This window comes from Mesorhizobium sp. IMUNJ 23232 (assembly GCF_044326205.1).
Lineage (GTDB): Bacteria > Pseudomonadota > Alphaproteobacteria > Rhizobiales > Rhizobiaceae > Kumtagia.
Genome location: NZ_JBIRCY010000075.1, coordinates 22,492 through 31,507 on the forward strand (window position 1 = coordinate 22,492; position 9,016 = coordinate 31,507).

At 62.7% G+C, this 9,016-nt stretch carries 9 protein-coding genes and 2 pseudogenes; 10 read left to right on the forward strand and 1 reads right to left on the reverse strand.

Annotated elements, in window-relative coordinates; all coding sequences use genetic code 11:
- The first annotated feature begins 40 nt into the window (after positions 1 to 40).
- From ACH196_RS33140 to ACH196_RS33185, 10 genes and pseudogenes are all read left to right on the forward strand, one after another.
- Positions 41 to 2,116, forward strand: coding sequence for a beta strand repeat-containing protein (locus tag ACH196_RS33140; RefSeq protein WP_396651110.1), 2,076 nt, complete (start codon positions 41 to 43; stop codon positions 2,114 to 2,116).
- A gap of 85 nt (positions 2,117 to 2,201) precedes the next feature.
- Complete coding sequence (locus ACH196_RS33145; protein ID WP_396651111.1) at positions 2,202 to 2,399, forward strand: hypothetical protein; 198 nt, start codon at positions 2,202 to 2,204, stop codon at positions 2,397 to 2,399.
- Between the two features lie 177 nt (positions 2,400 to 2,576).
- Positions 2,577 to 3,155, forward strand: coding sequence for a curli assembly protein CsgF (locus tag ACH196_RS33150; RefSeq protein WP_396651112.1), 579 nt, complete (start codon positions 2,577 to 2,579; stop codon positions 3,153 to 3,155).
- Between the two features lie 142 nt (positions 3,156 to 3,297).
- Complete coding sequence (locus ACH196_RS33155; RefSeq protein ID WP_396651113.1) at positions 3,298 to 4,395, forward strand: CsgG/HfaB family protein; 1,098 nt, start codon at positions 3,298 to 3,300, stop codon at positions 4,393 to 4,395.
- A 135-nt stretch (positions 4,396 to 4,530) separates the two neighbouring features.
- Positions 4,531 to 4,782 (forward strand): hypothetical protein, encoded by a 252-nt coding sequence (locus ACH196_RS33160; protein WP_396651114.1) that lies wholly within the window; start codon positions 4,531 to 4,533, stop codon positions 4,780 to 4,782.
- Positions 4,783 to 4,898: 116 nt separating this feature from the next.
- Positions 4,899 to 5,393: a hypothetical protein gene (locus ACH196_RS33165; RefSeq protein ID WP_396651115.1), complete on the forward strand. Its 495-nt coding sequence runs from the start codon at positions 4,899 to 4,901 to the stop codon at positions 5,391 to 5,393.
- Positions 5,390 to 6,115 carry a hypothetical protein gene (locus tag ACH196_RS33170; RefSeq protein ID WP_396651116.1) on the forward strand — a complete coding sequence of 242 codons (726 nt, stop codon included), beginning with the start codon at positions 5,390 to 5,392 and terminating at the stop codon, positions 6,113 to 6,115. The genes ACH196_RS33165 and ACH196_RS33170 overlap by 4 nt, the downstream gene beginning before the upstream one ends.
- Before the next feature lie 10 nt (positions 6,116 to 6,125).
- Positions 6,126 to 6,503, forward strand: a complete 378-nt coding sequence (gene csgH / locus ACH196_RS33175) for a curli-like amyloid fiber formation chaperone CsgH (protein ID WP_396651117.1) — start codon at positions 6,126 to 6,128, stop codon at positions 6,501 to 6,503.
- Between the two features lie 151 nt (positions 6,504 to 6,654).
- Positions 6,655 to 7,395, forward strand: coding sequence for an AprI/Inh family metalloprotease inhibitor (locus ACH196_RS33180; protein WP_396651118.1), 741 nt, complete (start codon positions 6,655 to 6,657; stop codon positions 7,393 to 7,395).
- Positions 7,396 to 7,459: 64 nt separating this feature from the next.
- Positions 7,460 to 8,893: pseudogene (locus tag ACH196_RS33185) on the forward strand (aldehyde dehydrogenase family protein).
- A gap of 13 nt (positions 8,894 to 8,906) precedes the next feature.
- Here the strand turns inward: ACH196_RS33185 and ACH196_RS33190 are convergent.
- Positions 8,907 to 9,016, reverse strand: a pseudogene (locus ACH196_RS33190) (transposase); the annotation flags it as partial.

The following is a 9,016-nucleotide window of genomic DNA, read 5'->3' on the forward strand; positions in this document are numbered from 1 at the left end:
TCAAGCTGACACTTGCGACCACCACGGCGGTCGACTTCTAATGGGGGCAGCACTTGCAGACGACAACGAGGTCTATATCGACCAGGTCGGCGACGGTAACTCGGCCGCCATCGTTCAGGGCCAGTCGAACGGTTCGGCCGTCGGCAACAGAGCCGGCTATACTACGGATCAGCTCCGGCAAGACGGCTCCGACAACGAGCTGATCATCAACCAGACACATGACTCGAACGTCAACAGCCCGCCGCGCAACCAGATCAACCGGGTAGGATCGCCGGGCGACCAAGCAGGCCTTGGCGTCGACCAGATCGGAAACTCCAACTATCTGCGAATCGACCAGACAGGCGCCAACCAGGCTGTCTTCGAGGTTCAGCAGAATGGCGGCACGTCAGCGACGACCGATTCCAACAACGCAACGATCACCCAGAACGGCGGCTGGTCGGCGCGCGTCTCCAACCTGCGCCAGACTTTTACGGGCGGCGCGGCGGATGCGTCGAACGACGTTACTATCACCCAGACCGGCCAGTCCTCGCGCGTCGGCAACACCAGCAGTGGTCCGCGCAACGACGGCAGCGGCGCGCACCAGACCGGCTTCGGCAACGAGCTGACGATCACCCAGACGGGCAACTCGCAACTCGTCTACACGGCGACGCAGACCAACAACCTCTCGGCGGGCGGCTCCAACACGGCGAACATCAGCCAGGGCGGGGGCAACGGCAACCAGCTTCGCGAACTGAGCCAGGTCAACACCGGCGCGGCGGACAACACCGCAACGCTGACCTTCAACGGTGCCGGCAATGGCGTGACGTCGGGCGTGTTCACGGGGCCGGCCCTCGCAGTCGGGGTGCTTCAGTCGCACGTTCGCCAGACCGGCGAAGGCAATGACATCAGCTATGTCGCCACCGGCGACGGCAACCTGTTCGGTTTCGTCCAGGACGGGGTGGATAACTGGATCGCTGGCACTGTGGACGGAAATGCCAATCAGACCGCGATATCGCAGGAAGGCGACGGCAACAGCGCGGAACTCGAGATTCTCGGAGACAGCAACCAGTTCGGCATTACCCAGCTTGGCGAGGGGAACGAGGCGCTGGCGTCTGCGAACGGCAACGCCAACGAACTCGCGCTGAGCCAGATCGGAATTGCCAATCTCGGCGAGGTGCTGATCGGATCCCGGACCGCCGGCAGCAGCGACGACAATGTGGTGGTCCTGAACCAGGACAGCCTCGCCTCGTTCGGCAATGTTGGCGAGATCTACGTTGATGGGAACGCAAACACGATTTCGCTCGACCAGCTGGGCTTGATCGGTAGCAACTACGGGACCGTCGACATCCTCGGCGACGAGAACGACGTGGCGGTCGACCAGGAGGGCAGCAATACGGGCGAGGTGTCCGTCATCGGAAACCTCAACGGCGTGACGCTCGACCAGGTCTCCAGCGCCTCCTTCGGCAATGAAGCCGGGATCCTCGTCGATGGAGACAGCAACACGGTGTCCGTCGACCAACTTGGCTCCAATGAGGCGACCGTCGACATCGAGGGCGACCAGAACGACGTGGCGGTCGACCAGGAGGGGGACATGAATGCGGGCGAGGTGTTCGTCACCGGAAACCTCAACGGCGTGACGCTCGACCAGGACGGCGCCATCAACAGCGCGCTGGTGGAGATCTCCGGAAACGGCAACCAGTTCGACGTCGACCAGAACGGCGATTTCAACGACGCGGTGGCGCTGGCGAACGGCAACGACAACAAGGCGCTGATCGACCAGATCGGCAGCGTCAATACGGTCAGCATGACCTTCCAGGGGGACTCGAACGGCAGTGGCACCCTGACCGGCGCCGCGGGAGCGCTGGTCAGCACGTCTGGCGGTCAGCTCGTGGCGGGCAGGGCGCTTCAGGACTCGTCCTCGGCGCTGTCGGGCAACAGCCTGACCTATGACGTCGTCGGCAATCTGAACCAGTTCGCCTTCGCCCAGATCGGCGGCGGCAACTCCATCACCGGCCTGGTCGGCAACGACGGCGCCTCCAATGGAAACCAGGCTGCCGTGTTGCAAAACGGGTCGAACAACGTGACGTCATTCGCCCAGAACGGTGGAGGTTCGAACAACCTCTCCGTCTCGCAGTAACCACGACCGGCCGGGCGGGAAGCCGCCCGGTCGCCTTCCGGCATCGATCGCCGACCTCGTCCAGTTGGGAACCGCGAACTCCATCGTGCTCCAAGTCGGGTCGGCGCTGTCGCCGAATTCCAACGACAACCAGTTCGCTTTCGCGCAGCACGGCGACGGCAACGCGATCGACGGGTCAATCACGGGAATTGGCAACGAGGTCGCGGTCGTCCAGGCAGGGAACAGCAACTACGCATCGTTCAGCCAGATCGGCAACTTCAACAGCATCGGCGTCTCGCAGTAGCATTGCTGGCAGCTCCCGTCATCGCTTTCCGTGAAAAACGCAATGAGGGCGGGCGCACTAGCGATCCTGGCGTGTCCGTCGGGGACAACCGGCAGGGTGGCGGAAACGGTACCTGGAAGTGTTTGCAAGAAGCGCCGTTGTGGTGTTTCTCGTTCGTAAGGTGGGGAGAGTAGAATAATGAAGATTGCTTGCGCGGCGCTTCTAGCCGGTTGTGTTGTTCTGGCTGCCGCGGGCGGTTCGGCCGCTCAGGATATGGTCTACACTCCGATCAATCCCTCCTTCGGCGGCAGCCCGCTGAACTCGGCTCACCTGCTCGGCATGGCCAACGCTCAGCGTACGGCCACGGCTCGCACGCCGCGCTCGGGCACGGATCCGGACAATCCAACCGGTCCGGGCTCTACCGACGCGGACCTCTTCGTCCGCCAGCTCCAGAGCCGCCTGCTTTCGGCGCTCGCAAGCCAGGTTACTGAGGCGATCTTCGGTGAGAATCCGCAGGACTCGGGCACTGTCACTTTTGGCGACACGACCGTCACGTTCGAGCGGACCATCGATTCGATTCGGCTGATCATTACCGACCCGACCGGCGTCACCGAGATCGTGGTGCCCCTGCTGGTCGCGAGCAACAACACTACGAATTCCCTCATGCAGAACGCAGGTGCCCTCGGGTCGAGCAACGCTCTGTCCGGCGGATTGAACACCGGCGCCCTGAGTGGCGACCTGACGTCGGGCACGTCGCTCAGCCCGGGGCTCGATTGATTCCGACGCGGGACGGATCAATGCAAGCGCGGGCAGCGGCATCAGGGGGGACGACATGCCGAAAAGCCGGCGCTTTGGGACAATAATCGCAAGGGTCGCCGTCGTCGGCGCACTCGTGTCTGTGCTAGGCGGATGCCAGGCGGTGCCGGTCGAAGGCGTTCTGCAGCCCGTTTACACGCCTGTGACGAAGCAGAGCAACAGCCTGCGCACCATCCCGGTGCCGGCGAAGCGAATTACCGTCGCCGTCTACGATTTCCCTGATCTGACCGGCCAGTACAAGGAACGCGAGCTCGTCCAGACCATGTCGCGGGCTGTCACCCAGGGCGGCGCGCCGATGCTTATCAAGGCCTTGCAGGATGCTGGCGAGAAGCGGTGGTTCACGGTGCTCGACCGTGCGCGGCTCGACGACCTGCTGAAGGAACGTCAGATCGTGACCGAGATGCGGCGCATCTACCGCAACGAGGAGCGGATCGACCCGCGCGTCCTGCCGCCGCTCGATCACGCGGGCATTATCCTCCAGGGCGGAATCACCGGTTACGACACCAACACCATGACGGGCGGCATCGGTGCGCGCTATCTGGGCATCGGCGGCGACGTGAAATGGCAGCAAGACACCGTGACCGTCACGTTGCGGGCCGTTTCGACGAACACGGGAGAGGTGCTGTCCAGCGTCGCGGTCCACAAGATGATCGCCTCCTACGCGCTGCAGGGCGGCGCATTCCGCTATGTCGCCCTGGATAAGATCCTCGAGGCGGAGGCGGGCGTCACTCAGAACGAACCGAAGCAGATCGCCGTGCAGCAGGCCATCGAGAAGGCGGTGATGGGCATGATCATCGAAGGCGCCGAACTTGGCGTCTGGTCGTTCGCGGACCGCGAGGCCGGCCGCAAGGTGATCGCCGACTACCGCAATGAGAAGTACGGCGCCAAGCTGACAGCGGCGGCTGAAATCGTGCCGCCACCAAAGACGCGCAACGCCGTGGACGTCGTCGAGACGACAGCCGCATGGCCGCGCGCGGCGGCTGCGCCGCGTCCCACGACTCCGTCCCCGGCGCCCGCCTCAGTGGCTCCGCCTCCCGCAGCGCCGGACGAAACGGTCGGCTCGCTTGAGCCGGGCGTGGACGGGGCCGTTCCCGAGACTTCGCCTGCGGTCGCCGGCGCGGCGACGGCGCCGGACCCTGCCGCGACACCGAAGGCGGCCCGGCAAGGTGACTATGTGGCCTCGATAGCGCTTGTGCGTTGACGGCGCTGTTGAGTTCAGCCGTTGGTTGACACGGTCCCAGGCGATCCCGGCTGATGCAGTGTTGCTTAAGCGCAATGGGCAGGCGAGCGCACCCCAGGGCAGTGGGACGAGAACCGATGATCTAGAACCCAATTCGTGCCTCTGGTCCTGCTGCCTGTCGTTGCAGGCGGTGCGACGCTGATGGCGAATTCGGCCATGCCGCGGCTTCCCTGCAACGAGGTCTCGGTTAACCAGACCGGCAACTCCTTGCTGATCGTTCAGCATGCCGTCCTGGCGTCGGTAAACGATGACAGCAACCAACTCGGAATTGTCCAGACCGGCGCTACGAATATGTCGTTGTTAGCTCAGGCGGGCTCTGGAAACAGCTTGTTCGTGCGCCAGTTCTGACCTTGTCCCCGGTTGATTCGGACAAAGCGACATAGCTTCAATTTTTATCGAACCCACGGCCCGAATATTAAGCAGCGCTTGCGACGATCTCCCCGCGTCACGGGGAGACCGTCACAATGAAACTGCGTTCTGTGCTTGTTGCAGGCGTTGTCCTGGCATCGGCACCCGCCCAGGCCAGAAACGAACTGGTCATCCTGACCGAAAACGAGCTGTCCAATTCGCACATGCTCGACGTGAACGGCGGCTTCAATGCGGTGTCCGTTCTCCAGGTCCACAACGGTTTCGGCGCGCCGAACATGATCGACCTCGACATCAAGGGCGACTTCAACGGCGGCCCGCTTGGCGCGTCCTTCACCGGAGCCGCGCTCTCGGTTGGCCTGACGCCGGGTTCGATCACCCAGAGTGGATTCGACAATCGCATCACCGCCAGCGTCACCGGCAGCCACAATCTCTTCGCTTTCGAGCAGGACGGCAGCGGCAACCGGATTGCAGCCTCGATTTCGGGCACGGCAAACCAGACTGCCGTCACCCAGGCCGGAATAAACAGCGTCGTGGGGTTTTCACAGACCGGAATTGGCAATATAATTAGTATCTCGCAGACGTCCTGGTGACCTCCTACAAAGAGTTTGTTCGCATTATGGGCAAATATACGGCTATTCTCGCGGGCATTCTCGTCTTTGGCTCCTTTCCGGTCTTTGCTGGTGACAACAACGTCCTGAAGATTATCCAGACCAGCCCTCCCGGCGCGCTCGCTGGCAACAGCCTGTCGTCAGACCAGTCGCTGGCCAACAACTCGCTTGTCGCCGGCCCGACGCAGCAGATGATCGAGGACGCGCTCGACGGCACGCTTGCTGTCGGCGACCTGTACCGCATGGACCAGGCGACCGCGCCGTCTGCGGTTCAGTCAGGCCAGCGCAACACTGCGACGCTGACCATCGAGGGCAATGGCGGTCAGTTGTTGCTTCTCCAGGACAATTCGGCTGGCGGCACGTCGGGCAATTCGGCCCAGCTGAGCGCGTTTGGAGCCGATTCCCTTGGCGCCGTCCTGCAGATCGGCGATGGCAACGATGCATCGCTGACTGTCGGCGCTGGCGCGACCGGTCTGATCGTGCAGAACGGCAGCGGCAATGCCAACTCACTGACCGTGGGTTCCGGCGGCAGCGGCGAGATAATTCAGAACGGCAACGGCAACACCTTCCCCACGTCGGTGGCCGCCAACACCTCCGTCACCATCACGCAGAACGGCAACAATCTGAGCCCGGCCGGCGTGACAGGCATGCAGGTGTTCTCGACGGCGCCGGGAACGGTTGCGATCACCCAGACCAGTTTCTAGCGACATGTCGATGCGCCACGCAGCCGCACTCGTTGTGGGTCTTGCCGCCGCCTGCGCTGCAGGCGACGCGGTGGCGCAGGACGGAGGCGCCGTTGCGGTCCCCTCCATCGCCATCGTGCCCACGGAGGCCGGTGTCCAGATCACCGCATCGGCCGTCGGCTTTGGCGTTGCCGAAATCGAGGGCTCGGTTGAGATCGACCGCACCGGCGGATCGGGCACAGTGACCACGCGCCAGAACCGCACGCTGAAGCTCTCCGCCGGCCAGTCCCAGGACATAGCCAGGACCGCGCTGTCTCTTGCCAAGGGCGACCGCATTTCCATCAGGGTGGTTCTCCGGCAGGACGGCAGGGTCGTCGGCAGGGCCGAGGTTTCGTCGGGCGAGCCCTAGGGCCAATCGCTGCGCCCCGAATTTCCCTTTCGTACTCCCCGGGCTGCCGCTTCGTTTCTTGCGAAACCTGCAACGTCTACTATAGAAATCGCGACGCGTGACTTGACAAACCTCTCCCTAATTTTCGACTTTTACGTAACGGAGGGGAGCCATGAAAGTAGCGAGATTTTTGACGGTCATGTTGGCCGCGGCCGGTGCGTTGTCGCTGGCCACGATGGTGCGGGCGCAGTCCGTGGACCAGTTCGTCCAGGCATTCAACGGCAGCTGGCAACTCGTCGATGCCCGCTACTCCAACCCTCCATCGATCTGCAATATGGTGCTGGGCTCGAAAGCTGATGCAGACGGCCGCTTCGCTGTCGAGGGACAGGGCTGCCGCGGCGAGGCCGCTCTGGTCAAATCCTGGGGCGTCAGCGAGGGTCAGATGACCCTGTTCGATGCCGCCGGCGCGGTGATCGCCCGTCTTGGCGGCAGTCAGCGGCGGGTTAGCGGCACAAGTGCATCGGGCTCTCCGTTGATCTTCGAGAAGGTAGGTGTTGCCGGCACTGCGGCCATGCTCGAGGCTGCCAGGCGGGCCGGCGGCTGCTTCTATTCGGGCTTCACCAGCAAGTGTGTGGATGCGGCAGAGGCCGCACCTCCCGCGCCGGAACGCGCCAGCGTGCTGGTCCTAGTCAACCTGAACGTCCGTGCCGAGGCGCGCGACGACGCCGAGGTGGTCGGCGTGGTGCCGACGCAAACCTGCGTCACGACCGAACTGTGCTTGATGGCGACCGACGGCGCTTGGTGCCGCGCCAAGTTCGGCGAGAGGACCGGCTGGATGCGAAAGCTGGCCTTGCGCCAGAACCGGTGGGCCATCGTCACCTTCGAAAACTTTTGTCCCAAGCAGGGCAGTTAGACTTTCGGTTCAGTAGACAACTGTTCCCATCAGGCGAGCAGCGGCAACAGGAAAAAATACCAGAATGACCGTGCATCAGAATTTTATCGCCGGGCAATGGACGCATTCGGCCGAGGCTGCAGACAACATCAATCCTTCGAACACCCGACGTCGTCGGTGTCTATGCCCGTGGGTCTCGACAGGACGCCGAAGCCGCCATCGCTGCGGCCAAACAGGCGCTCAAGACCTGGTCGCGCTCCAGCATCCAGCTCCGACACGACATCCTGCAAAAGGTTTCGACAGAGTTGTTGGCCCGCAGGGAGGAACTGGGCAGGTTGCTGGCGCGAGAAGAAGGCAAGACGCTGGGCGAAGCCATCGATGAGGTCGTCCGAGCGGGCCAGATATTCGGTTTCTTCGCGGGCGAAACTCTGCGCCTGTCCGGCGAGAAGCTGCCGTCCGTTCGCCCGGGCGTCGAGGTTGACATACACGCGAACCGGTAGGCGCCGTGGGCATCATCACGCCCTGGAATTTTCCGATCGCGATCCCTGCCTGGAAGATCGCACCGGCGCTCGCCTATGGAAACTGCGTTGTCTTCAAACCCGCCGACCTGGTGCCCGGGTCAGCTTGGGCGCTTGCCGACATCATCATCCGGTCTGGTATTCCTGACGGGGTCTTCAACCTGGTCATGGGCCGCGGTTCAGTCGTGGGCGATGCTTTTCTTACCAGTCGCGATGTGCATGCGATCAGTTTCACTGGCTCCGTCACGACGGGCAAGAAGGTCGCCGCCAGCAGCGTCGAACACATGCGCAAGTTCCAGTTGGAACTCGGCGGAAAGAATCCGCTCGTCATCCTTGATGATGCGGATCTCCAGACCGCTGTCGAGTGTGCTGCGAACGGCGCCTTCTTCTCTACCGGTCAGCGTTGCACTGCCTCGTCCCGCCTGATCGTAACGGACAAGATCCACGACTCCTTCGTCGAAGCGCTCAAAGCGCGGTTGAGCAAGCTTGTCGTCAACGACTCGCTCAAGGATGGAACGCATATCGGGCCCGTCGTGGATCAAAATCAGCTCGATCAAGACCTGTCCTACATCGCGATCGGCAAGGATGAAGGAGCCAAACTTGCATGGGGTGGCTCTCGGCTGGAGCGGGGGACGCCAGGCTACTACTTGGAGCCAGCGCTATTCACTGAAACGATGCCTCAGATGCGTATCAACCGTGAAGAGATCTTTGGTCCGGTCGCCTCGGTCATTCGGGTCAAAGACTATGATGAGGCGCTGGCGCTTGCCAACGACACCGAATTCGGGCTTACGGCAGGAATCTGCACGACGAGTCTCAAACACGCCAGCCACTATAAGCGGAACGCCGAATCCGGGATGGTGATGGTCAACCTGCCGACCGCCGGAGTGGACTATCACGTGCCCTTTGGTGGGCGGAAAGGCTCATCCTCCGGACCACGCGAACAGGGCCGCTATGCTGCGGAGTTCTACACCACGGTGAAGACCTCCTACACGTTGCCCTAAGGCCTGTTGAGATTCATCGCGAGTTTAAGACTGCGGCGGCGAGATGGATGATTGCGGCGAAGGAGATGTCGGTTTTGTCAGCGCGCATGGCGATGCGCTTGAACTCCTTGAGCTTGCAGAAGA